Raw genomic sequence first — 22,731 nt, 5'->3', positions numbered from 1 at the left:
GGCGGGCTACAGCGCCTCGACGAGCGCCGCGAAGCTCTGCACCACCGGGACCGCGCCGGCGCGGGCGGCGTCCAGGGGCACCCAGGCGGCCGAGGCGGTGGTGCCGCCGACGTCGTGCACGACCGGGTCCGTGGGGTGCTCGCAGCCAGCCTCGTAGATCACCCGGATCGCCTGGAAGTCCTCCACGTGGCCGCCGGGTGCCCGGCCGATCCAGTGCGCGGCGCCGACGCCCCGCAGCCGCCGGACCTGCACCCGCTGCCCGGTCTCCTCCCAGACCTCGCGGCGCACGCCGTCCTCGGGTGCCTCGCCCGGGTCGAGACCGCCGCCGGGCAGGTTCCACCAGCCGGGGGCGCTCGTGCGGTCGGACAGCTCGGTCAGCAGCACCCCGCGGTCGCTCACGACCAGGGCGTAGGCCGCAACCCGGCGATACCGCACCGCCCCGGCGACGTCCTGCGCGGTCAACCCCTCGTCGAGCCGCGGCTCGGGCTGCGCCAGCGGCACCGGCGTCACCGGCTGCGCCGCCACCAGGTAGTCCAGCCGCAGGCTCCCGGCGTCGGTGCGGGTGGCGGCGACCGGCCCCTCCGGCGACCACCCGCGCGCCAGCAGCAGGGCGGCGGGGTCCGCTCCGTGCGGGAGCTCGGCCTCGACGACGACACCGCCGGACTCACCGGCGGCCGGGGCAACCACGCCGCGGACCTGCACCTCGGCCGACATCAGCTCTCCTTCGCAGCTCGGTCGTACTCCCGCATCGCGGCTTCGGTGAGCGCCGAGATCGTTTGCGAGACAGGGGTGTTGCGGTTGTGCTGCCGGATCCGGTCGCGCGCCGCATGGTCGGCGACCAGCTCGGCCAGCCTGGTGGCGAGCTCCCCGTCGGACCCCTCGAGATGCCCCGACTCCCCCGGCACCACGAAGTCACGCAGCCCCGTGCCCTCCCGTCCGAGGACCGGCAGACCGCACGACCGCGCCTCGAGCGCGGCGATGCCGAACGCCTCCATCTCGACCGACGACACGAAAAGGTCTGCGTTGCTGTAGATCTCGGGCAAACGTTCTCGAGCCACTCTGCCGCACAGGCGGACTCGGTCTGTGAGGCCGTGCCTGGCGACCGCGTGCTCGACCGCCGACCGCTCCCGCCCCTCGCCGTAGACCTCGACCTCCGCCGCCTGCCCGGGCGGCAGCTGCTCGAGCGCCTGGGCCACGATCTCGACGAACGCGACGGGCCGCTTGCGACCTGCCAGCCGGGTCGCCGTGACCACCCGCACGGGTCGCTCGGGGTGTGCGGCCAGCTCGCCGGCACCGGGCCGTGGGTCGGGGTCGACGGGTCGCCACAGGGCGGTGTCCACGGCGTTGGGCAGCAGCGCCACCGGGGCGCCACCGGCGAGCCGCCCGACGGGGACGGCGGCTGCGCTGGAGACGGCCGAGAGGGCTACGCCGGCCTTGGCCCAGCGACCCACCCGACCGGAGACGCTCAGCGCCCGGGCAGCCGCCGGGCCGACGAGCGAATGGAAGGTCGCCGCCACCGGCACACCCACGGCCAGCGCCGAGCGCACGGCATCGACGGCGAACGGGCTCACCACGCCGAGCTGGGCGTGCACGACGTCCACGTCGGCGAGCAGCGCCCGGACCGACCGCGTCGCCAACGGGTTGACCGGGAGCCGACCCACCGGCGGTGGCAGCCGCACGACGAGCACCGCCCCGTCGTCCGTGCCTCGCACCGTGCCGCGCTCCGCACCGGCCTCCGTAGCACCTGGCGCGCCAGCAGCCTCGCCAGCCTCGCCAGCGCCATCCGCGCGGGTGGCGGTCACCACGACCACCTCGTGCCCTCGGGCGGCGAGCGCACCGGCGAGGGAGTGCACCGCGACCTCGATCCCGCCGAGGCGCGGCAGGTAGCAGTCCGAGACCAGGGCGACCTTCACAGGGCACAGCCTGCCATGCGCAAAGATGGAGGCGATGTCGACACTTCTCGCCTTCCACGCCCACCCCGACGACGAGGCCCTGCTCACCTCGGGCACCATGGCCCGGGCCGCCGCCGAAGGCCACCGGGTCGTGCTCGTCGTCGCGACCGACGGCGACCTCGGCCTCACCGGCGCGGAGTTCGCCGGCGCCGAGGGTGAGCTCGGCCGCCGCCGGCTCGCCGAGCTGCAGGCCAGCGCCGACGCCCTCGGGGTCGCGCGCGTCGAGTACCTCGGCTACGCCGACTCCGGCATGGGCCCCGAGCTCTACCCCGACCCGCCGGGTCGCCAGCGGTTCGTCCGAGCGCCGGTCGACGAGGCCGCCGAGCGGCTCGCCGCGATCCTGCGCGAGGAGCAGGCCGACGTGCTGCTCACCTACGACGCCAACGGGGGCTACGGGCACCGCGACCACGTGCGGGTGCACGAGGTCGGCGCTCGGGCCGCCGAGCTCGCCGGCACCGCGCGCGTCCTGCAGGCCACGGTCCCGCGCGACACGATCTGTCGAGCACTGGACCTCGTCGCCAAGGTCTACCGGTTCCCGGCCGATTTCGACCGGGATTCGTTCGATCGCGCCTACTCCGCGAGATCGCAGATCACGCACCGCATCTCGGTGATCCGCCACATCACGGCCAAGCGCGCCTCGATGCGCGCCCACGCCTCCCAGGCCGCCGCACCCGGGGACGCCGACCGCACGCTCGCCGCCTTCCTGCGGATCCCGCGGCCGCTCTACGACGTGGTCTTCGGGCGCGAGTGGTTCGTCGATCCCGCTGCGGCGCCGGGCAGCCCGGTGCGACGGTCGATCTTCGACGAGCCGACGTGACCGAGTCGACACCGCGCCGCTGGTCCACCGGCTCGGTGCTGCGCGCGGTCGTCGGGATCGCCCTGGCCGTGGCGCTGCTCGTGTGGGGCCTGCCGATCGCGGCCCAGACCACCTGGGGCGCGGTGTGGGACACCCTGTCTCGCGTAGGGCTAGGCCGCGCAACGCTTTTCGCACTGATCGCGGTGGTGGCCCTGTGGAGCTACACGTTCACGATGACCGGGTCGCTGCCGGGGCTGAGGCACCGAGATGCGTTGGCCACCAACCTGGCCGGCTCGGCCGCCGGCAACCTGCTGCCCGGCGGTGGGGCGGTCGGAGCGGCGGCGACCTACGCGATGTATCGCTCCTTCGGCTTCGACGCCCGCCAGATCTCCACCTCGCTGGTCGTGACGGGGATCTGGAACGTCGTCGGGCGAATGTTGTTGCCCATCATCGGGATCGGCGCGGTCCTGGGCTCCGGTGAGCACCTGCCGGACGGGGTGCTGGCCGGTGCCGCGTCCGGCGTCGCGGTGGGTCTGCTGCTCGTCGTGGTGGTCGTCGGGACGTTGGCGTCCGAGCGCTTCGGGCAGGCCGTCGCCCACGCGCTGGACCGGTCCGTCGGCGCGCTGCTGCGCCGCCTGCGCCACGACCCCGACCTCTCGCTGACGGGGGCCGTGCACACCGTGCGCGTCCAGATCGGTGACGTCGTGCGGCAGCGCTGGCTCACCATGTCGCTCGGTCTCGCCGGCTTCTTCGCGGTGCAGCTCGTCCTCTTCTGCGTCTGCCTGCGCACGACCGGGGTAGACCTCCCCCTCGGTCCGCTGTTCGCGGCCTTCGCGCTGGGCCGGTTGCTCACCTCGGTCGGCATCACGCCCGGCGGGGTCGGCGTGACCGAGACCGGCACGGCCGCAGCGCTGGTCGCATTCGGTGCGACCCCGGCGCCGGCAGCGGCAGGCGTGGTGCTGTTCTCGATCTACACCCACGTGATGGAGATCCCGCTCGGGGCACTGGCCGCCGCGTGGTGGGCGACGTCGACCGGGCGGGCACCTGGACGGCGGCGCCCGAGTCCATCATCGAGATGACCTTGTCGGTGTTGTGCCAGTCGACGATCAGCCACCGCCCGGTCGCCCGGGACAGCACGAACGACGACTGCCGCTCGGTCGTGCAGGTCAGGGTCCGCCCACCCAGCACGAAGTGGTAGTCCACCGTCGTCGGGAAGCTGATGCGCACCTGGTCGCCGTGCCCGGCCACGGTGGCGACCCGGGCCGACCCGAGGGACCGGTCGGTCACGAAGCTCTTGGCCCGCGGCCGCATGCCCATGCCGTACTCCGCCGGCACGTTGGCGCTCACGATCGGGAAGAGCCGACCGCGCGCGCCGGACGCGCCGGCGTTGTAGCTCGCCACCAGCCGATGCAGCTTGGCCTCGGCCGCGGGCGTCATCACGCTCGTCCACGGCGCGAGGTCGTCGGGCGAGATCGCCACGGCGTCCGCGACGTGGCTGCCGGCCATGCCCTCGTCCCACGTCAGCCTCGTGAGCAACTGCACGGCGAGCCGTGCCTGATAGGCCCCGTAGACCGCGATGCTGGGGCCGTTGACCTGGTTGGTGGCGGAGTCGGTCTCGAGGACGTCGTCGGTCGGCGCGTCGGACGCGGCCTGACGTGGCATCAACCTTCCCAGCGACAGCGGAGCGTGACTACTACGCGCTGTCGCCGCCCACTCTAATCACTCACAGTGACGGTTGGTGCACTTTCGTCGCATTTCGCACCCCGGCCGTCGCCGCGCAGCGGGCCGACGCTGCGGCGCGCCACACCGACACCGCGGCGGGCCACCCCGAGACGCCCACGCGAGGACCGCTTGGCCGCGGCCAGGAGTCGAGCGACCTGGCGGGTGCGGGCCTGGTCGGCGAGGCTGTCGTCGATGGGCTCGGGCTCGAACGCCCGACCCGTGGCACGTTCTACGGCGAAGCGCAGCAGTCCGTCCGCGAGGGCGGGGTTGGCGGGCAGCACCGGGCCGTGCAGGTAGGTGCCGTAGACCCGGTTGGTCACCGCGCCCTCGGTGCCGTCGTTGCCGTTGTTGCCGAGGCCCGCGCGCACCCGCCCGAACGGCTGCTGCCCCGGGCCGAGAATCGTCGATCCCGAGTGGTTCTCGTAGCCGACGACGTCACCGAACTCGGTGGTGAGGGCGACGCCGCCGATCATCCGCTTGTCGTTGCCCTGCGTGGTGACATCGAGGATGCCGAGGCCCGGCAGCCGCTGGCCCTCGACGGTGAGGAAGGCGTTGCCGAAGAGCTGGTACATCCCGCAGATCATCAGCATCGGCACCCCGTCGGCGGCGAGCTCCTTGAGTCGGTCGCCGATCACGGCGAGGTCGTCCTCCACGCGCGCCTGCCCCGAGTCCTGACCACCGCCACCGAGCACCAGGTGCGGGTCGTCGGGGAAGCGGTCGCCAGGGCCGTGGTTGACGAGGTCGACCTCGTAACCGTGCCAGCGCAGCCGTGACACCAGGGCACGCGTGTTGCCGAGGTCGCCGTAGATGCTCATCTCGCGCGGATACAGGTGGACCACCCGCACCGTGCCCTTGCCCCTGCCCTGTCCGGCCCCGTGTCCCGTGCCCAACTCCGTGCTGATCCCCGTGCCCGTGCTCACGCCGTCGCCTCCTCGCCGAAGTCCGGCAGGTCGTAGCGGGCGGCGAGGACGCGCCGCAGCCGCATCATCGCCGTGTAGGTGCAGAAGATCCGCTTGGGCTCGGCCCAGTGGTCGGCGAGGAAGGTGTCCAGCGCCTGCTCGAGGTCCGGCACCACCGCGTCCGTCACCACGTCGTCGTAGCGCAGCCGCAGCGCCATGTCGTAGGCCCGGACTCCCGAGGTGAGGGCTACTCCGCGCTCGCGTAGCGACTCGAAGCTCACGTCGTAGAGCCAGGACACGTCCTGCCCGTCCGCGTAGTTGTCGTTGATCGCGATCATCGTGGCCACCGGCGTGCTGCCGTAGGTGCCGAGGGCCACGGTGAAGCCGGCGGGGTTCTTGACGAGCACCAGCTCGAGCGGCTGACCCTCCACGTCGATGACCTCACCGCGACCGAACGGCGGCGTGACCCGGGCCAGCGCGGCGGTCGCGAGCGCCGGCCGGAAGGCCTCTCCGAGGAGCATCCGCGCCATCGACGTCGCGGCCGTCGCGTTGATCATGGCCGCCAGACCGCGCTGCTGGAGCGTCACCGGTCCGACGTCCTCGCCGTCGGCGAAGGTGACCAGGAACTCGCGGTCGTCGAGCGGCTTCAGCAGCCCGTCGCTCGGGCCGGCGGCGGGCAGCTCCTGCTCGTCGCTGAACCGGACGTCGGCCTCCTGCAGCTCGGGCAGCCGGTCCGCGATCGAGGGGTCGACGCCGAACCAGCGCACGGTCGCGCCCGGCTGGACGTGCGTCTGGATCCGGGACACGAACGAGTCGTCGCGGTTGAGCACGACGCCGGTAGAGGTCTGCTCGGCGAGGCTGGTGAGCAGCCTTGCGGTGTGGTCGATCTCGGCGAACCGGTCGAGCTGGTCGCGGGCCACGTTGAGCAGCAACGAGTGCGTGGGTGGCACGACCTTGGCGAAACGCAGCGCGTGCGCCTCGTCGAGCTCGAGGATCGCGAGGTCGGCGGTCAGCCGTCCGTTCGGCCCGATCTCGGCGAGCATCGCGGAGATCACCCCGCGAGTGAAGTTGGACCCGGTCGGGTTCGTGAAGACCGCCTTGCCGTGCTCGCGCACGATCGCGACCAGCATCTTGGTCGTGGTGGTCTTGCCGTTGGTCCCGCTGACCACGACCACCCCGTCCGGCAGCCGGCCGATCGTCGCGGCCAGCAGCTGCGGGTCGACCTTCTCGGCGACCAGCCCGGGGAGAGCCGAGCCACCGCCGCGCAGCCGTGAGGCCGCGCGCACGACCTTGCCTGCCGCGATCGCGGCCTGGGTCCGAAGCACGAGCGACAGCCTAGTCACTGGCCGCGACGATGCCCGGCTCCGGCCCGCGGGTGGGCAGGTCGATGCTGGCGGCCCGCCACGGCTCGCCCTCTGGGCGGAGGAAACCGATCACCTGCACGGCAGCCCGGCCGCGCCACGAGTCGACCCACGTGCGCCACTCGGCGGTCAGCAACGGCACCTGCAGAACCATGAGCGATCACTCTCGAGTCGCGCCGGTGGCGATGATCTCGTCGTCCAACGCGTGGGGGATGCTGTCGTAGACCGAGTTCCGGGTGCCGGAGTCAACACGATCCCCGATCGGCGGCCCGTCGGGCTCGCGCACCACCGGACGCCACGAGTGGACGTCGATGTCATCGCCCGTCCAAACCCCCGAGACCTCGATGAGATCGATCGACGCCTCGGGAAGGCCCAGATGTCGCCCGCCGTCATCAAGATGGACTGCACCACGCGTCAACGCTCCCCCAGCCTGGACGTGATGCCGGACCACACGCCACGGAACGCCGTGATTCAGCCAGGCCTCGGCAGCATCGTCTGGATAAGTGACCCCGCGGGCCGTGACGTGCACCCCGCGCGGCAGTCGGCCATAGACGGAGTCTGAATCCACCGCTCTACCCTATGGGGACGTTGGCGGCTTCGGTCTTGGCGTTGGTGGCGCGGGTCGTGGACGAGCTCACGCCGATCCCCAGTGCATCGGGACCAACGAGGGGACAACGTAGATCCCACAGCCGCCGCCATGGCCAGGGCACAGCCTGGCCACAGCGCCGGGCCGAACCCTCGACATCATGAGTGCCACGACCCAGCTCGCCGCTCCTGCCACGGTGCCCGGCGACACCACCCGCCCCCCGTCCACCAGCGCCACGCCGCCGGAGCGCCGCGCGTCCACCGACCCGCGCTGGGCGCGTCCCGCGCTGATCGCGCTGCTGGTGGTGAGCGCCGTGCTCTACCTGTGGGACCTCTCCGCCAGTGGCTACGGCAACGACTTCTACGCCGCCGCGGTGAAGTCGGGCACCGAGTCGTGGAAGGCCCTGCTCTTCGGGTCGATCGACTCCGCCAACGCCATCACGGTCGACAAGCCGCCGGCCGCGCTGTGGGTGATGGCGCTCTCGGGACGGATCTTCGGCTTCTCGAGCTGGTCGATGCTCGTGCCGCAGGCGCTGATGGGGGTCGGGACGGTCGCACTGGTCCACGCCGCCGTGAAGCGCTGGGCCGGGCCGGTCTACGGGCTGCTGGCGGGGCTGCTCGTGCTGGTCACGCCGGTGGCGGCGCTGATGTTCCGGTTCAACAACCCGGACGCGCTGCTCACCGTGTCGATGGCCGCCGCGGGCTACTGCGTCGTCCGCGCCATCGACAGCGGCCGGCGCCCGGTGCGCTGGCTGGTCGGTGCCGGCCTGCTGATCGGCCTCGCCTTCCTCGCCAAGCTCATGCAGGGCCTGCTGGTGCTGCCGGCGTTCGCCCTGGTCTACCTCGTCGTGGCGCCACACACCCTGTGGACGCGGGTGCGGCACCTGTTGGTCGCGCTGGCAGCGTTCGTGGTGGGTGGCGGCTGGTTCGTCGCGCTGGTGTCGCTGTGGCCCGCGGACTCGCGGCCCTACATCGGCGGGTCCACGAACAATTCGCTGTGGGAGCTCGCGCTCGGCTACAACGGCCTCGGCCGGATCTTCGGCGGCGAGGGCAACGGTGGCGGCGCGGGCAGCTCGGCCGGTGGCGGTGGTGGCGGCAGCATGTTCGGCGGCGCCACCGGCATCACCCGCATGTTCGGTAGCGCGTTCGGCACCGAGATCTCCTGGCTGCTCCCCAGCGCGCTGATCCTGCTGGTCGCGGGGCTGGTCGCGATCGGTCGCGCACCGCGCACCGACCGCGTGCGCGGCGGGCTGATCCTCTGGGGCACCTGGACCGTGGTGACCGCGCTGGTCTTCTCCTTCATGGAGGGCACCATCCACCCCTACTACGCGATCGCCCTCGCCCCCGGCATCGCCGGCACGATCGCCTTCGGTGCGGCGGCGCTCGTCGCCCGACGCCAGTCCGTGGTCTGGCGCCTGGTGCTCGGCGTGGCCGTGATCGCGGCCGCCGTCTGGAGCCTGGTCCTGCTGCGCACGTACGCCTCCGGCTGGGCGCCGTGGCTCGGCTGGACCGGTCTGGTCCTGGCCATCGCCGGCGCGTGCACCTACGTGGCGCTGCTCGCCGACGGGTTCTCGGTGAGGCTGCAGCGCCTCGGCGTCGTCGCCCTGGTGGTCGCGATGCTGGGCGGCCTGCTCGGCACCACCGGCTGGACGCTCGCCACCGTGGGCCAGGCCCACACCGGCTCGACCCCCTCGGCCGGCCCCGCCGGCGTCAGCACCGACCGCGGCTTTGGTGCCATGGGTGCTGCTCCGGGGGCTGCGGGCGCAGCCGGGGCTGGTGGCGGGACCGCGCCGGGGGCCGCCACCTCGGGCAGCGCGCCGAGCGGCTCGACCGCGCCGACCCAGGGCGGCTCGACCCAGGGCGGCTCGACCCAGGGCGGCTCGACCCAGACCGGCTCGACCCAGACCGGTCCGCAGGGCGGGCCGGGCGGTGGCGACTCGACCTCGAGCAACACGGCACTGATTGCGCTGCTCGACGGCGCCGGCACCCGCTGGTCGGCGGCGACCATCGGGTCGCAGACGGCCGCGCCGCTCATCTTGTCGACCAGCACCGCGGTGATGTCGATCGGTGGCTTCAACGGCTCGGACGACAGCCCGACGCTGGCGCAGTTCCAGCAGTACGTCGACCAGGGGTTGATCCACTACTTCATCGCCGGTGGCGGCATGGGGGGTGGCAGAGGCGGCGGGAGCGAGGGCGGTTCGTCGCAGATCACCAGCTGGGTGGAGTCCCACTTCACCGCGACCACCGTCGGTGGCACCACGGTCTACGACCTGACGGCGCCGACCACCTCCAGCACGACCGGGTCTACGGCGAGCGGGTCGAGCACGACCTCCTGACCCCCGGCACGCTCCGAGCGCCCCTCCCCTCGATCCCTGCGACCCAGTGCGATCGGGCGGGAGGGGCGCTCGCGTGCCACGGTCCACCACGACTCGTCACGGTTTGGACACGTGCGGTTATCCGAACACGGCCGTTCACGAGGCAGACTGCCTGGCATCGGCCTCACACGTGAAGGGACTTCCCCCGCCATGTCCGCAACGCCCGCTCAGTCCTCATCTGCACCATCTGCACCATCAGCGGCCCAGCCGCCCTCGCTCGAGCCGCCCGCGCACCCGACCGTCCGTCGGCGCTCCCTCGCCATCGCCGTCGCGAGCGTCCTCGTCGGCACCGGCGCCCTGCCCTTCGCGCTTAGCGGCACCGCCCAGGCGGTCGACCAGACCAGCCCCGTCGTCCTGTCCGAGGTCTTCGGTGGGGGCGGCAACACCGGCGCGCCCTACCGCAACGACTTCATCGAGCTCTACAACAGCTCCGACCAGCCCGTAGACCTCTCCAGCTGGTCCGTGCAGTACGCCAGCACCAGCGGCACCACGTGGCAGCGCACCCCGCTGACCGGCAGCATCGCGCCGCGCAGCACCTACGTCATCCAGCAGGCCGCCGGGGCCAACACGGCCGCCGCGCCGCTGCCCAAGGTCGACGCCACGGGCACCATCGCGATGTCCGGGACGGGGGCGAAGGTCGCCCTGGTCAACAACCAGACCGCGCTGACCTGCGGGGCGTCCTGCGCGTCGGTCCCGGGTGTGGTCGACCTGGTCGGCTGGGGTGGCGCCACCGACTCGGTGGGCGCCCCGGCTGCGGCGACCACCAACACCACGTCGCTCGCCCGGCGCCTCCCGACGGCGCCGACCGGCTGGGACAACGCCACGGACTACCAGACCGGTGCGCCGACGCCCGGCACGGTGACCGTCGGCACCGGCACCCCCACGCCTACCCCCAGCACCCCGACACCCACCCCGACCGCCGGCTCGACGACGATCCAGGACATCCAGGGCCCCGGCTTCGTCTCGCCGCTCAAGGGCGAGACGGTGTCCGGCGTGGCCGGCATCGTGACGGGGCTGCGCACCACCGGCACCACGAAGGGCTTCTGGATCCAGCAGCCCACCAAGGATCCCGCGAAGGCCAACGCCTCGACCGCGGTGTTCGTCTACACCGCGAGCGCCCCCATCACGGCCAATGTCGGCGACTCGGTGCTGGTGAGCGGCACGGTGAGCGACTACTACCCGCTGTCGTCGGGAGAGACGGTCGCCACGACGTCGAACCTGTCGATGACCGAGATCACCAAGCCGGTCGTCAACGTCCTCTCCAGCGGCAACCCGGTGCCCGCGGCGCTCGTGCTCGGCCCGCAGAACATCCCCTCGACCTACGCGGCCACCCCGCCGGCGGGCACGAAGAACATCGAGGCCATCACCTCGGTGGACCCCACCCGCTCGGCGCAGGAGTTCTATGAGTCCCACGAGGGCGAGCTCGTGCGGGTCGACGACGCGCGCGTGGTCGGGCCGGGTAAGACTCAGTACGGCGAGATCTACGTGACCGCGAAGCCGGACGAGCTGCGCACCCCGCGCGGCGGGACCTACCTCAAGAGCTACGCGGAGACGCCCACCGGGCGCCTGCTGGTGATGCCGACGGACGGCAAGGTGCCGCCGGCCAACGTCGGGGACGTGCTCTCCGGCACCACCAGCGGTCCGCTGGACTGGTCGACCTACGGCGGCTACACCATCGCCGCGACCACGCTCGGCGCGCGCGTCGACAACGGTCTGCAGCACACCGTCGTGGACCCGGCCGCGGCCGACCAGCTGACGGTGGCGACCTACAACGTCGAGAACCTCGCGCCCTCCGACCCGGCCACGAAGTACGCCGCCCTCGCCCAGGGCATCGTCACCAACCTGCGCTCCCCCGACGTCGTCACCGTCGAGGAGATCCAGGACGACACCGGTGCCACCAACGACGGCACCGTGAGCTCGCGGGCGACCGAGGCCAAGCTGCTCGCGGCCATCGCCGCCGCCGGCGGACCGGCCTACAAGTTCGCGGTCATCGACCCCGTCGACGGCCAGGACGGTGGCCAGCCCGGCGGCAACATCCGCGTCGGCCTGATGTACAACCCAGCGCGGGTCACGTTCGTGGCCAAGCCCGGCGGGAACGCCACGACCGCGGTCACGGTGTCCGCCGACACCACGCCCGGTCTCGAGGGCACCCCGACCCTCTCGACCTCCCCCGGTCGCGTAGACCCCACCAACCCGGCGTGGACGTCCTCGCGCAAGCCGCTGGCCGGCGAGTTCGTCTTCCGCGGGGCCAAGGTGATCGTCGTGGCCAACCACTTCGCGTCCAAGGGTGGCGACCAGTCGGCCGACGGCCGCTTCCAGCCCCCGACCCGCGCGTCGGAGGTCCAGCGCATGGAGCAGGCCACCGCGCTGCGCGCGTTCGTCGAGCAGGTCAAGGCCGTCGACCCGCAGGCCAACGTGGTGCTCGGCGGTGACTTCAACGACTACCAGTTCTCCCCGTCGATGACGACGCTCACCCGCGACGGCGCGCTGCTCACCGACCTGATGAACACCCTCCCGGAGAACCAGCGCTACTCCTACGTGTTCAACGGGATCAGCCAGACGCTCGACCACATGATGACGTCGACCAACCTCACCGCCGCCGGGCGGGCGAGCTACCAGGTCGCGCACATCAACGCCGAGTTCGCGGTGCAGAACTCCGACCACGACCCGCAGGTCGCCCGGATCCGGCCGCTGCTGCACCTCTACGCCCCCGGCAGCGCCACGCCCGCGCAGACCACGCGCAAGCCCGGTCAGCAGCTGGTGATCAACCTGGCCGGCTGGAAGCCCGGTGACACCATCACGGTGCGCCTGGACGACGCGGTCGTGGCCACCACCACCATCGCCGCCGACGGCACCGGCGTGGCCAAGTTCCGCATCCCGACCGGCGCCGCTCTCGGCACCCACCAGGTGTCGGTCTCCGGCGTCCAGACGCTGCCCGTCCGCAGCACGGTGGTCGTCCGGCGGTAAGCGGGCCCGGGGCTTGGCCGCCTCGCCGCGCAAGACAGTGGCAGTCTGCACGTCAGATGTGACGTGCAGACTGCCACTGTCGTTGGGGAGGGACCCGGCGATCTACGGGAGGTACTTCTCGGCCGCGCGGGAGGTGATGGCGATCGAGAGGGCGAGCAGGCCGAGCAGGAGGGCCGCGCAGAAGGTCATGCCGACGCCGGCCCAGGACAGGCTGACGTCGACACCGCCGGAGACGAACAGCACGAACGCCATCAGGGAGCCGCTGGCCGTCGCGAGGACGCTCATCGTCAGGCCGAGGTTGCCGAGCACCGTCTCGTGCAGGGACGGGAAGCGCTCGAGGACCGAGCCGCGCTCGAGCCGGTCCGAGCCGAGGCCCTGGTTGCGGCGTCCCGGCCGCCCGTAGACCAGGCCCGCTGCGGCCATGCCGATGGCGCTCCACACCAGGCAGACCGCCACGGCGGCGAGGGTGTCACCCGGGCGGTGCGCACCGAGGACGACCAGGCCGAGGGCCACCCAGCTGGTGCCCAAGGACAGGATCGCGAGGGTCCAGAAGCGGGCGACGACCGGGGCGACCATCGCCAGGCCCATCGCCACCGACACCGCGGCGGTGGTGTGGCCGCTCGGCGTGATGTTGTCGGTCCCGAAGCCGTAGTCCGGCCGGACGATCAGGTAGTACTTGAGCACGTGGGTGGTCAGGTTGGCGCCCACGATGGTGACCACGGCCCCCACCGCGAGGTCGAGCCGGCGCCGGGCCAGGCCGATCAGCGCGGCGACGGCAGCCATCACGGCGAGTGTCTGCTCGCGGATCAGCCAGGTCACGAGCCACGTCGGGTAGAACGACCACGAGTGCGTCTGGATCGACCGCTGCGCCTGGAAGTCGGCGCGCTGACCGAACGGCGTCCAGACGAAGAACGCCACGAAGACGACCAGCAGCACCGCCCCGAACACGGCTACGGCGAGGCACCAGCGGCGCAGGTGGCCCCGCAGCGGAGGCTGGGGGTCCTTCGCCTTGGTGGGGTTGGCCGGGGTCTTGGTGGCGGTTGTTGTGCTGGCGGTGCTGGTCGCCGTACCGGTGCTGGAGGTGGCGGCGGTCGCGGCGCCTGTGGCGCCGGTCGCGGACTGCGCCGCCGACTCACCGGCAGAGGTGGACCATGAGGGATCGGGGGTCTGGTCGCGGGGACCTGCGGTGCTGGACATCGTGTCTCAGGATGCCAGGCTTCCGGCCGTCCGAGCGGGCAAACAGCCGTCCTCCTCGGGAGTTCGCCCAGAGTTCTCGGGGTGCGGCTCGTGGGCCGGCGCGTCGCCGGCACTGCCGGGGCACCCCGGCGGCGGCGCACGACCAGCGCTGTCCTAGGGTGAGGATCATGACGTCGCTCCCGCCGCCCCCCAACGTCCTCGTCGTCGGGGCCGGGGTCAGCGGGCTCACCGCGGCACGGCGCCTCGCCGCGGCCGGTGCGGTCGTGACCGTGGTCGACGCCGGTGACCGGGTCGGCGGCCAGATCCGCACCGTAGACCTCGCCGACCGCCGCCTCGAGGTCGGCGCCGAGGCCGTGCACCTCGCCTCCCCCGCCGTCCGCGCCCTCCTGGCCGAGCTCGGTCTGGCGGACGACGCCGTCGCGTCCGGCCCGGGCGCCACCTGGCTGGTCACCCGCCGAGGCCTGCGCCGACTGCCCGCGGGCGTCGGCCCGTCGGGTCCCACCCAGCTCGGCCCGGTCGTGCGCTCGGGGATCCTCGGCCCGCTCGGCCTCGCCCGCGCCGCGCTCGAGCCGTCCATCGCTCGCCGCCGGGTGCTCGGCCCCGACGAGGACGTCGACGTGCGTCAGTTCGTGGCCGGGCGGTTCGGCAGCCAGGTCGCCGACCGCTTCGTCGACCCGATGCTGGGCGGCCTGCACAGCGGCGACATCAACCGCCTGTCGCTGCAGAGCGCCGCCCCTCGCCTGCTCGAGGTCGCGCGCTCCGGCCGGTCGCTCACCCTGTCCCGTAGCGCCCGCCGCTCCGGCCCGTCCGTCGCCCCGGCCGCCTTCGTCACCTGGCGGGAAGGCCTCGAGCGGCTCCCGCTGGCCCTCGCCACAGGGCTGGACGTGCGGCTGCGGACCCGGGCACACGGTCTACAGGGGGTGCCGGGGGGTTATCAGGTGACCCTGCAGACGGCGGCTTCCGGAGAGGCCGGGGAGGGTGAGGAGCAGGTCGAGCGCTTCGACGCGGTCGTGCTCGCGTGCCCCGCGACCGCGGCCGCAGACCTGGTAGCCCCGCTGGTCGCCGACGCGGACCGCGCGGCTCTGGCAGGGCAACGGTTCGCGAGCGTGGCGACCGTCCTGCTCGCCTTCCCCCGATCGGTCGTCGACATGCGACCGGCGTTGCGCGGCACCGGGATCATGCTGTCGTCGACCAGCGGGCGGCTGTTGAAGTCGGCGACCTTCGTCTCGACGAAGTGGCCCCACCAGCGCCACTCCGACCTGTACTTCGCTCGCTTGTCGGCCGGTCGCGCTGGCCAGGACGCGGCGCTCGACGCCCTCGACGACGACACACTTGCCGGGATGCTGCTCGCTGACCTGGCCGACCTGACGGGCGTGACCACGCGTCCGGTCGAGCGGCTGGTGACCCGCTGGCCGCACACGATGCCGCAGCTCGAGGTCGGCCACGCCGGTCGCCTGGCACGGGTGCGCGCCGCGCTCGACGGGGCCGGGTCGAACCTGGGGGCTCATCCGATCTTGCTGGCCGGTTCGTCCTACGACGGCGTCGGGCTGGCTGCGGCACTGGCCTCCGGGGAGGCCGCAGCGGCGTCCTTGCTCGGCGAGCGACTCACCACTTCCCCCACCTCTGCGAGCCACCGATGACCACGAATTCCGTTGCCCCAGCAGCCAGCCCAGCACGCTCGGCCGGCCCAGCCCAGTCGGCACAGTCTGGTCGTCCGACGCAGTCAGGTCGACCGGCGCGGCGTAGCCAGCCGATCCGCCAGCTGCGTCACGACGTGGACGAGCAGCCGTTCATGGTCATCTGGGAGACCACCCGGGCCTGCCAGCTGGCCTGTCGACACTGCCGCGCCGACTCGATCCACCACCGCAACCCGGGCGAGCTCGACACCGACGAGGCCAAGCGGCTGCTCGACGAGCTGGCGTCGTTCGCGCACCCGCGACCCATCGTGGTGCTCACCGGCGGCGACCCGTTCGAGCGTCCCGACCTCGCCGAGCTCACGGCCTACGGCACGTCGCTCGGGCTGCACCTCGCGCTGTCCCCGTCGGCGACGCCCAACGTCACGCGCGAGCGACTCGACGAGATGCGCGCAGCGGGAGCGACGGCCATGTCACTGTCCCTGGACGGCGCCCGCCCCGAGACGCACGACGCCTTCCGCGGCTTCGCCGGCACCTACGACCGCACCCTCGCGTCGGCCGCGCTGATCAACGAGGTCGGCTTCCGCCTTCAGGTCAACACGACCGTGACGCGAGCGACCGTGCACGAGCTCCCCGAGCTCTACACCCAGCTGCTCGACCTGCACGCCCACCTGTGGAGTCTGTTCTTTCTGGTGCCGACCGGACGCGGCCAGCAGCTGCAGGCGCTCGACCCCGACGAGGTCGAGGACGTCTTCCACTGGATGGTCGACATCGGCACGCATCTGGCGGTGAAAACCACTGAGGCGCAACACTTCCGACGCGTCTGTGTGCAGCGTGCGCAGGCTGCCGAGCTGGGGCTCGGGGTCGAGTCGTTCAGGACCGGACCGCTCTACGACGAGCTGACCGCCCGCACCCGCGAGCTGGTCGAGGGCCGCACCCTCCCCCAGCGTCCGGCGCGACCGCCCATCGACACCAACGCCGGTCGCGGCTTCGCGTTCGTGGATCACCTCGGATTCGTCTACCCCTCCGGCTTCCTCCCGCAGCGCGCGGGCAACGTGCGCGATGACAGCTTCGTCCAGCTCTACCGCGAGGCACCGATCATGCGCGCGCTGCGCCGCCCCGACGAGTTCAGCGGCAAGTGCGGTGTGTGCGAGTTCAACCGCGTCTGCGGCGGATCCCGTTCGCACGCCTACGCCGTCACCGGTGACCCGCTCGCCTCCGACCCCACCTGCGGCTACCTCCCACCGCGGTGGGTGGCGGCACAGGCGGAGGTCGTGGGCTGAGGCTGGGCCGCGGCTCCAGCCGTAGCCACCACGCTGGACGAGCGTCACCGGCCGCCGATCGACCTCAGCGTCTCGATGGCCGATGCCGTGTGCCCAGAGTAGGCCGGGTCGAGAGAGATGGAGTCACGACTCGGTGCCGACCCACGAGCCCACCGCCGAGACGGCAGTTCGTCACCACCCCACCGTCGAGATGGCACTTCGGCACTGACATGGCCGGTATACCAGCCGTCTCGGTGGCCAACTGCCGTGTCGACGGTCGCGGCGTGCCCAAGCGCCATCTCGGTCGCCAACCGCCGTGTCGACGCCAGACGCGGCAGGCCAGGGCAGGCGACGGGCCGGTCAGCCTGAGCGGCCAGGCGTGGCGCGGCGCCACGGCAGCAGCACCAGCAGCACCCACACGACGACGTGGCCGAAGGACACCACGAGGTAGGGCGCCGAGCGCAGGAACCAGGACGAGGGTGGTTGCGCGGCCAGCACATCCATCTGTAGCACGTTGATGGCCGTCAGGGTGCTGGCCGCGAGCGCGAGCCACACCACACGACGGTCGAGGCGGCAGAGGGCGGCCAGCACGACGAGCAGCACCAGCGCCGGGAACACGTAGCGCTCGTGAGCGCGGGTCAGCACCAGGAACGACGCGTAGACCCCGGTCGTCGCCGCCCAGCAGGCGGGCACGACGGAGCCCCGCAGCGCACCGCCGAGACCACTCGACCCACCGCGACCCTCGACCATGCGGTCCTCGACCATGCGACCCGGCCCGGCGCCTCGCCCCCACCCACGGACGCCGAGAAGCGTCACGACCACAGCGATGCCGAGCAGCACCCAGCCGGTCACGAACGGCCAGCCGGTGTCGCGCGGCGGGTCCCAGGGCTGACCGGCGAGGAGCATCCAGACGTTGTCGGCACCCATCGTGGTGAACGGCCACAGGGCGGCGGCGTGGCCTGCTCGTCCGACCAGGGTCCACGGCTGTCCGAACGAGAGCAGCCCGGGTGCGACGCCCACGCGGAAGGGCAGGCAGAGCGCGAGCGTCGTTGCCGCAGAGGCGAGCACGGCCAAGACCCCACCAACGGCCAGGCGCCGCAACGAGATCGAAGCCATAAGGGGCCACAGCCACACGCCGACACCGAGCAGGACCGCCCACAGCAGAGGCGGTTTCATCAGCACGGCCCAGGTGAGCAGCACCGCGGCGGCAGGAGCGGCCCACACGCGACGGCCGAGCCACACGCAGCACAGCCCGCCGAGCAGCAGCACGGCCGACACCGAGTCCCACTGTCCCCAGCGGGCGCTCGTGTAGATCAGTGCCGGCGACCAGGCCATCAGCACCGCACCTCCACGCGCAGCCTGGACGGCGGCCACCCCGTCACCGGCACCCACCAGTCGTCGAGCGAGCACCCACACCAGCGCCACCAGGACGGCGTCGGCGGCGATGGGAACGAGCTTGAGCGCGACGGCATAGGCGTACGAAGAGCTGGGCGAAAGGTCTACGGCAGCAAAGGTTCTCGCGAGGACACCGTGCCAGACCAGGTCGCCGGGCAAGTGGTCGGCGGACGGCTCGCGGGCGTAGAGCTCGGCCCACGGGCGGGTGGCGAGCGTCTGCCCCCAGGCGCGGAAGGTGCGGGTGTCGAAGCCGTAGCCGGGCGTGAGGGCGAGCAGCAGCCGCAGCGCGAAGGCGAGCCCGACCAGGGTCCGCCACCGTGCCAGCAGGGCTACTCCCACTCGATGGTGCCCGGCGGCTTGCTCGTCACGTCGAGGACGACGCGGTTGACCTCGCGCACCTCGTTGGTGATGCGCCCCGAGATCGTGGCGAGGACGTCGTAGGGGACGCGCGACCAGTCGGCGGTCATGGCGTCCTCGGAGGACACCGGCCGCAGCACGATCGGGTGGCCGTAGGTGCGGCCGTCACCCTGCACGCCCACCGAGCGCACGTCGGCGAGCAGCACCACCGGACACTGCCAGATGTCGCGGTCGAGGCCGGCGGCGGTGAGCTCCTCACGGGCGATGGCGTCGGCGCGGCGCAGGATGTCGAGCCGGTCGGCGGTCACCTCGCCGATGATCCGGATACCGAGGCCAGGGCCGGGGAACGGCTGGCGCCACACGATCGCCTCGGGGACGTCGAGCTCGAGGCCGACCTGGCGCACCTCGTCCTTGAACAGGCTGCGCAGCGGCTCGACGAGCTGGAACTGCAGGTCGTCCGGCAGGCCGCCGACGTTGTGGTGGCTCTTGATGTTGGCCGCGCCCTCGCCGCCACCGGACTCGACGACGTCGGGGTAGAGCGTGCCCTGCACGAGCCAGCGCACCGGGTGCTCGTCGTCGCCGCGGTCCTCCACGACGTCCCGCGCGGCCTGCTCGAACGCGCGGATGAACTCGCGACCGATGATCTTGCGCTTGGTCTCGGGGTCGGTGACACCGGCGAGCGCGGAGAGGAACTGCTCGCGCGCGTCGTAGACGATCAGGTCGACGCCGGTCGCGTCCACGAAGTCGCTCTCGACCTGCTCGCGCTCGCCCGCGCGCAGCAGCCCGTGGTCTACGTGGACGCAGGTCAGCTGGTCACCGACGGCGCGCTGCACGATCGCGGCGGCCACGGCGGAGTCGACCCCGCCGGAGAGGGCGCACAGCACGCGGTCGGAGCCGACCTGCGCGCGCACCTGCTCGACGAGCTCCTCGGCGACGTTGCCCGCGGTCCACTCCGACTCCAGGCTCGCGCCCTTGCGCAGGAAGTTCTCGAGCACCCGCTGACCGAAGGTCGAGTGCATCACCTCGGGGTGCCACTGCACGCCGTAGAGCCGACGGTCGTCGTCCTCGAAGGCCGCCACGGGCGCCCCGGGGGTCGAGGCGGTGACCCGCATCCCGTCCGGCGCCTCGGTCACGGAGTCGCCGTGCGACATCCACACCGACTGGCTCTCGGGCTGCCCGTTGAACAGCGTCGACCCGGTGTCGGTGACGTCGGCCTGGGTCGAGCCGTACTCCCCCAGCCCGGTGTGCGCCACCGTCCCGCCGAGCGCCTGGACCATCGCCTGGAACCCGTAGCACATGCCGAAGACCGGCACCCCGGCCTCGAGGAGCGCCTTGTCGAGCGCCGGCGCGCCGTCGGCGTAGACCGAGCTGGGCCCCCCGGACAGGATGATGGCGGCAGGGTCCTTGGCCAGCATCTTCTCGGCCGACCAGGTGTGCGGCACGACCTCGGAGAAGACCTTGGCCTCGCGGACGCGGCGCGCGATGAGCTGGGCGTACTGCGCGCCGAAGTCGACGACGAGCACGGGGCGGGACTGGAGCGACTCACTCACGAGCGTCACCCTATCGGCCGGTGGCCGCGGTCGCGCTCGCCTCGCTGGCCGCCAGCCCGGCCTCGACCTCACGGGCCACCCGCCGCTCGGCGATCCACGGCAGCAGCGGGACGAAGCCCGTGAGCGCGAGCAGGCCGATCCGCACGAGCGACCACTTGCAGCGGTTGCCGAGGTTGAAGATCGAGATGAAGTAGACGAAGTAGATCAGCCCGTGGATCGGGCTCCACAGCTCGGAGAAGCGGGGGCTGTCGAGCCCGTAGTGCCAGTACATCGCGAGGGCGAGGATGACCAGCGCGAGACCGGCGAGGAACGCCATGACCTTGAAGAACCGCAGCGCCGAGCGGACGGCCGGCGGGTTCGGGTAGGTCGTGGGGCTAGGCATGGGACGGGGCTCCTTGGTCGGTGGTGCTCTGGTCTGCTGCGGCTGGGTGCTCGCTCGGGTCGCCCGGCGCATCCCGGTCCTCGTCGTCCGGGTCGCCCGGCTCGTCCCGGGCCTCGTCGTCGGGGTCCTCGTCCGGCCCCGCACGGGCCGCGAGCGAGTCGTGGTAGTCGTCGCGGACGGTCTTCCACCAGATGTAGACCGCGAACGCCGCGAACACCCACCACTGCAGCGCGTAGGCGAAGTTGCGCCAGGACAGCTGGTCAGGCATCGCCGGCGGCGGGACGCGCTTGGCCGCGGGTGTGATGGTGGCCGTGAGGTCGGGGCTCTCCCCGGTCGCGAACACGAACGCGTTGTAGAGCTCGGCGCCGGTCCACACGTTGACCAGCTGGCCGAGGTCGACGGACGCGAGCTGGCCGGGCGGAGGCGGCGTGGCGAGGTCTACCGGAGAGTCGCCGGGGGCGAGCGTGCCGGAGACCGTGGTGCGCGTCGCGGGCACCGCCGTGGCCTGGGCCGGGTCGGTGACGAAGCCACGCAGGACCGCGATCCAGGCGCCCGACGAGTCGACCTGGAAGGGGGTGATGACCCAGTAGCCGCGCGTGCCGTCGAGCACCCGGGGCGTGACGAGCACCTGCCCGGAGGCGACGTAGTGGCCGGTCAGCGTGACCTTGCGGTTGGACAGCACGCCCTGGAACTCGGTGTGCGGCTCCAGCACCTGGTCGATCGGCGCCGCCGGCTGCGACTGCGCCTGGGCCAGCGCGTCCTTGGCGCCCTGGTCACGGGCCACGTCGAGCTGCCACAGGCCGAGGACGGCGAAGGCCACCACGACGCCGATGACCAGCCCGAGGAAGGCCAGCCACCGGGGCTTGAGCATGGTGCGCAGCACCGCCCCAGCCTAGTCCCCCGCCTTCGGTGCCGAAGAACCGGTGGTGCCGGGTGCGGCCGGGCCCGACGGCGCCGCTGGCGACCCGGCGGGCGCCGGTGTGCCGTCGGTGCGCTCATCGAGGATGGCGATGCTGCCGGAGTAGGCCGCGACCCACACCGCGCCGCGGGTGGGCTCGTAGGTCACCCCGATCGGTTGGGCGTCGGTGCGCACGGTCTGCTGCACGGCCAGGTCGGCGGTCGCGAGCTTGGTCAGCGTGCGCGCCCCGTAGCTGACGACGTAGAGCGCCCGGCCGTCCGCCGAGCGCACCATCGAGCGCGGCTGGTCGGCCACCCGGGCGGTCGCGAGCGTCGCCCCGCTGCCCGCGTCGAGCTTGACCACCGTGTCGGAGTCGTTGTCGCTCACGAACAGAGCCTTGCCGTCGGCACTGAGCACCAGCGCTCGCGGACCCTTGCCGGGCTTGGCGAACGGCTTCGCGGTCCGGGCGGCGAGGTCTACGCGGTAGATCTGCTCGCCACCCATCTCGGCGACGTACGCGCTGGCGCCGTCCGGGGCGACCGCGATGCCGCGCGGGTGGGCGCCGATGGGGACGGTCGCGGTCTGCTTGGCGCTGGCCGTGTCGACGATGGACAACGTGCCCGAGCACCAGTTGGTGGCGAGCAGCGTCTTGGCGCCCGGGGTGAGTGCGACGACCTTCGGGACGGCGCCGACGTTGATGACCTGGTCGACCTTCGCGGTGGCGACGTCGACGCGGTAGACGTAGGAGCTGTCCACCGGCGTCTTGCTCGTGCAGTCGTCAAAACCGTTGTGCGAGAACCCGGCTCCGTACATCGAGTAGTTCGACACGTAGGCCTTGCGGCCGTCGGGCGTGAACACCGCCTCGACCGGCGCACCCTTGGTCTGCCCCGGGTGACCCGGCACACCGAAGCGGGCCAGGTCGACGCTGTCGGGGATGGTCGCGAGCAGCCGGCCGTCGGGTGCATAGGTCGTGACCGTGTGGCGATACATCATGTTCTGCGCGTAGACCGTGCCGTCGGGGCTCGCGACTACCGACTTCGGCGTGATGTTGCCACGGATCGTCGTGCGGGCGACGAGGTGAGTCGTCGAGACGTCGACGGCCTTGGCACCCGAGCCCGCTGGTGCTCCTGACGCTGCTGCTCCGCCGGCTGCGCCCGGCGAGGCGGGTGCGGCTGCCCCGCCGGTCGAGGGGCCCGGCTTGCCGGACGCCAGCGCGACCACCGCCTGGCAGCCCTTGACCAGGCCGAGGACGAGCAGCACCAGCACGACCAGCGCCACCGTCGCGGCCACCCGCCGCCGGCGCACGTAGACCGGGTCCTGCTTCACGACCATCTTCATCGACCGACCTCCTCGCTGCTGCGCCCACGCTAGGGGCAGGTCACGGCAAGGTCACGGCGCC

At 72.5% G+C, this 22,731-nt stretch carries 18 protein-coding genes; 6 read left to right on the top strand and 12 right to left on the bottom strand.

Features of this window, described 5'->3' with window-relative positions:
- Positions 1 to 6: 6 nt before the first annotated feature.
- Both MM440_RS10235 and MM440_RS10230 read right to left on the bottom strand, forming a co-directional pair.
- Positions 7 to 714, bottom strand: a complete 708-nt coding sequence (locus MM440_RS10235; RefSeq protein ID WP_241444193.1) for an NUDIX hydrolase — start codon at positions 712 to 714, stop codon at positions 7 to 9.
- On the bottom strand, positions 714 to 1,913 hold the full coding sequence (locus MM440_RS10230; RefSeq protein WP_241444192.1) for a glycosyltransferase: 1,200 nt from the start codon (positions 1,911 to 1,913) through the stop codon (positions 714 to 716). The genes MM440_RS10235 and MM440_RS10230 overlap by 1 nt, the downstream gene beginning before the upstream one ends.
- Positions 1,914 to 1,947: 34 nt before the next feature.
- Between MM440_RS10230 and MM440_RS10225 the strand changes: the two genes are divergently transcribed.
- Positions 1,948 to 2,769, top strand: a complete 822-nt coding sequence (locus tag MM440_RS10225; RefSeq protein ID WP_420914151.1) for a PIG-L deacetylase family protein — start codon at positions 1,948 to 1,950, stop codon at positions 2,767 to 2,769.
- A complete protein-coding gene (locus MM440_RS10220; RefSeq protein ID WP_241444190.1) occupies positions 2,766 to 3,827 on the top strand; it encodes a lysylphosphatidylglycerol synthase domain-containing protein in 1,062 nt (353 codons plus the stop codon). The genes MM440_RS10225 and MM440_RS10220 overlap by 4 nt, the downstream gene beginning before the upstream one ends.
- A gap of 636 nt (positions 3,828 to 4,463) precedes the next feature.
- Here the strand turns inward: MM440_RS10220 and MM440_RS10215 are convergent.
- From MM440_RS10215 to MM440_RS10200, 4 genes are read right to left on the bottom strand one after another with little or no spacing between them, the layout of a single operon-like run.
- Positions 4,464 to 5,390 (bottom strand): type 1 glutamine amidotransferase, encoded by a 927-nt coding sequence (locus MM440_RS10215; RefSeq protein WP_241444189.1) that lies wholly within the window; start codon positions 5,388 to 5,390, stop codon positions 4,464 to 4,466.
- Positions 5,387 to 6,694 (bottom strand): Mur ligase family protein, encoded by a 1,308-nt coding sequence (locus MM440_RS10210; protein ID WP_241444188.1) that lies wholly within the window; start codon positions 6,692 to 6,694, stop codon positions 5,387 to 5,389. Before MM440_RS10210 ends, MM440_RS10215 begins: the two co-directional genes overlap by 4 nt.
- Before the next feature lie 10 nt (positions 6,695 to 6,704).
- Positions 6,705 to 6,884 carry a hypothetical protein gene (locus MM440_RS10205; protein ID WP_241444187.1) on the bottom strand — a complete coding sequence of 60 codons (180 nt, stop codon included), beginning with the start codon at positions 6,882 to 6,884 and terminating at the stop codon, positions 6,705 to 6,707.
- Between the two features lie 6 nt (positions 6,885 to 6,890).
- The gene (locus tag MM440_RS10200) at positions 6,891 to 7,298 is read right to left on the bottom strand and encodes a hypothetical protein (protein WP_241444186.1); all 408 of its coding nucleotides are present in this window, start codon (positions 7,296 to 7,298) and stop codon (positions 6,891 to 6,893) included.
- 178 nt (positions 7,299 to 7,476) lie between these two features.
- Between MM440_RS10200 and MM440_RS10195 the strand changes: the two genes are divergently transcribed.
- Entirely contained in the window at positions 7,477 to 9,651 is a 2,175-nt protein-coding gene (locus tag MM440_RS10195; protein ID WP_241444185.1) for a glycosyltransferase family 39 protein, read from the top strand.
- A 189-nt stretch (positions 9,652 to 9,840) separates the two neighbouring features.
- Positions 9,841 to 12,657 (top strand): lamin tail domain-containing protein, encoded by a 2,817-nt coding sequence (locus tag MM440_RS10190; RefSeq protein ID WP_241444184.1) that lies wholly within the window; start codon positions 9,841 to 9,843, stop codon positions 12,655 to 12,657.
- A gap of 102 nt (positions 12,658 to 12,759) precedes the next feature.
- Here MM440_RS10190 and MM440_RS10185 read toward each other — a convergent pair whose 3' ends face one another.
- Positions 12,760 to 13,854 carry a phosphatase PAP2 family protein gene (locus MM440_RS10185; RefSeq protein WP_241444183.1) on the bottom strand — a complete coding sequence of 365 codons (1,095 nt, stop codon included), beginning with the start codon at positions 13,852 to 13,854 and terminating at the stop codon, positions 12,760 to 12,762.
- Between the two features lie 167 nt (positions 13,855 to 14,021).
- On the opposite strand from MM440_RS10185, the gene hemG reads away from it, so the two are divergent.
- Together hemG and MM440_RS10175 are read left to right on the top strand one after the other, a co-directional pair.
- Complete coding sequence (gene hemG, locus MM440_RS10180; protein WP_241444182.1) at positions 14,022 to 15,494, top strand: protoporphyrinogen oxidase; 1,473 nt, start codon at positions 14,022 to 14,024, stop codon at positions 15,492 to 15,494.
- A 134-nt stretch (positions 15,495 to 15,628) separates the two neighbouring features.
- Positions 15,629 to 16,771 carry a TIGR04053 family radical SAM/SPASM domain-containing protein gene (locus tag MM440_RS10175; protein ID WP_241444181.1) on the top strand — a complete coding sequence of 381 codons (1,143 nt, stop codon included), beginning with the start codon at positions 15,629 to 15,631 and terminating at the stop codon, positions 16,769 to 16,771.
- Between the two features lie 339 nt (positions 16,772 to 17,110).
- Here MM440_RS10175 and MM440_RS10170 read toward each other — a convergent pair whose 3' ends face one another.
- Genes MM440_RS10170 through MM440_RS10150 form a run of 5 tightly spaced genes read right to left on the bottom strand, consistent with a single transcriptional unit; the run spans position 17,111 to position 22,670 of the window.
- Complete coding sequence (locus MM440_RS10170; protein WP_241444180.1) at positions 17,111 to 18,484, bottom strand: hypothetical protein; 1,374 nt, start codon at positions 18,482 to 18,484, stop codon at positions 17,111 to 17,113.
- A complete protein-coding gene (gene guaA, locus MM440_RS10165; RefSeq protein WP_241444179.1) occupies positions 18,475 to 20,052 on the bottom strand; it encodes a glutamine-hydrolyzing GMP synthase in 1,578 nt (525 codons plus the stop codon). The genes MM440_RS10170 and guaA overlap by 10 nt, the downstream gene beginning before the upstream one ends.
- A 10-nt stretch (positions 20,053 to 20,062) precedes the next feature.
- A complete protein-coding gene (locus MM440_RS10160) occupies positions 20,063 to 20,434 on the bottom strand; it encodes a DUF3817 domain-containing protein (RefSeq protein ID WP_241444178.1) in 372 nt (123 codons plus the stop codon).
- A complete protein-coding gene (locus MM440_RS10155; protein WP_241444177.1) occupies positions 20,427 to 21,317 on the bottom strand; it encodes an SURF1 family protein in 891 nt (296 codons plus the stop codon). The genes MM440_RS10160 and MM440_RS10155 overlap by 8 nt, the downstream gene beginning before the upstream one ends.
- Before the next feature lie 9 nt (positions 21,318 to 21,326).
- The gene (locus MM440_RS10150; RefSeq protein WP_241444176.1) at positions 21,327 to 22,670 is read right to left on the bottom strand and encodes a YncE family protein; all 1,344 of its coding nucleotides are present in this window, start codon (positions 22,668 to 22,670) and stop codon (positions 21,327 to 21,329) included.
- Between the last annotated feature and the right edge of the window lie 61 nt (positions 22,671 to 22,731).

Source organism: Arsenicicoccus piscis, assembly GCF_022568835.1.
GTDB lineage: Bacteria > Actinomycetota > Actinomycetes > Actinomycetales > Dermatophilaceae > Arsenicicoccus > Arsenicicoccus piscis.
This window is presented reverse-complemented; position numbering and strand designations above follow the sequence as displayed.

What these genes read in the sequence shown, in the direction of transcription:
- hemG (WP_241444182.1), top strand. Translation starts at nt 14,022, where the DNA reads ATGACGTCGCTCCCGCCGCCCCCCAACGTCCTCGTCGTCGGGGCCGGG.
- MM440_RS10225 (WP_420914151.1), top strand. Translation starts at nt 1,948, where the DNA reads ATGTCGACACTTCTCGCCTTCCACGCCCACCCCGACGACGAGGCCCTG.
- MM440_RS10150 (WP_241444176.1), bottom strand. Translation starts at nt 22,670, where the DNA reads ATGAAGATGGTCGTGAAGCAGGACCCGGTCTACGTGCGCCGGCGGCGG.
- MM440_RS10195 (WP_241444185.1), top strand. Translation starts at nt 7,477, where the DNA reads ATGAGTGCCACGACCCAGCTCGCCGCTCCTGCCACGGTGCCCGGCGAC.
- MM440_RS10185 (WP_241444183.1), bottom strand. Translation starts at nt 13,854, where the DNA reads ATGTCCAGCACCGCAGGTCCCCGCGACCAGACCCCCGATCCCTCATGG.
- MM440_RS10190 (WP_241444184.1), top strand. Translation starts at nt 9,841, where the DNA reads ATGTCCGCAACGCCCGCTCAGTCCTCATCTGCACCATCTGCACCATCA.
- MM440_RS10205 (WP_241444187.1), bottom strand. Translation starts at nt 6,884, where the DNA reads ATGGTTCTGCAGGTGCCGTTGCTGACCGCCGAGTGGCGCACGTGGGTC.
- MM440_RS10235 (WP_241444193.1), bottom strand. Translation starts at nt 714, where the DNA reads ATGTCGGCCGAGGTGCAGGTCCGCGGCGTGGTTGCCCCGGCCGCCGGT.
- MM440_RS10160 (WP_241444178.1), bottom strand. Translation starts at nt 20,434, where the DNA reads ATGCCTAGCCCCACGACCTACCCGAACCCGCCGGCCGTCCGCTCGGCG.